Annotated in this window: 1 protein-coding gene and 1 pseudogene; both read right to left on the bottom strand. The window is 29.0% G+C overall.

Annotated features, from left to right (window positions below; all coding sequences use genetic code 11):
- Window positions 1-351: 351 nt before the first annotated feature.
- Window positions 352-543 (bottom strand): peptide resistance ABC transporter activity modulator VraH, encoded by a 192-nt coding sequence (vraH, locus tag IDG60_RS17035; protein ID WP_000672033.1) that lies wholly within the window; start codon window positions 541-543, stop codon window positions 352-354.
- A gap of 92 nt (window positions 544-635) precedes the next feature.
- Window positions 636-832, bottom strand: a pseudogene (locus IDG60_RS17030) (bacitracin ABC transporter permease); the annotation flags it as partial.

The following is an 832-nucleotide window of genomic DNA, read 5'->3' as shown; positions in this document are numbered from 1 at the left end:
AAATTCATAACTAAAAAAGAGGATATTCTAAACAAATACACTACAATTTAATTCACGAGCTTTTATTACGTAAGACCAACTATACGCTCATATTGGCATAATGTACAGTGTTTTTTGAAAATAAATTAAAAAAGATTTTTAAAAACCTTAGAAACGTTGATTTAAAGGGGTTTATAAAAATAAAAAAATTGTAGTCTTTTATGGTGTTTGCTAGTTTTCAAAGTGACATATCGTTTAAACATGATGATTTTATAAGCAATCCATAAAAAACAAGCAGCGATAAACGCTACTTGTTGATATTAAAATCTGACTTGAAAGGTCATAGCAATGTTCTATACCGATGGAATGTGCTTACTTGCCTTTTTCTTCACGACGTTTTAAATAATAGGCGCCACCTAATAAACCAGCTGGAATACCTATAATTGGTGTTGTAACTACGCTTAAGACAATAACAATCATTGCTAAAGCAATGACGTTATACCAAGTTACAGTCAAATTTTTCAAATCCTCGTATGATTGTTTTACTAATTCTCTAAATTTCATGATTCAATCTCTCCTTTTTTATAAATCAGTTAATAGTTATACTGCATTGCTTAAAATCAAAATCTCAATGAAGCATCTTTTAATCATAAGTGTTAAATGGTTTTCTTAATCAATTTGTTTGAATGTACAAAAGCAATTAAAGCAAAAGTAATGTAAATGAGTGTGTATACAACAATTACTACAATAACCGGCATGAAGGAAATATTACCCATCAATTTCATAAATGCTATTGCGGCGAATACTGCATGTAATATAGCAATCAATAATGGTAAACCGAAGTTGAAAGTAA

It is taken from the genome of Staphylococcus sp. EG-SA-2 (assembly GCF_017152085.1).
This window is presented reverse-complemented; position numbering and strand designations above follow the sequence as displayed.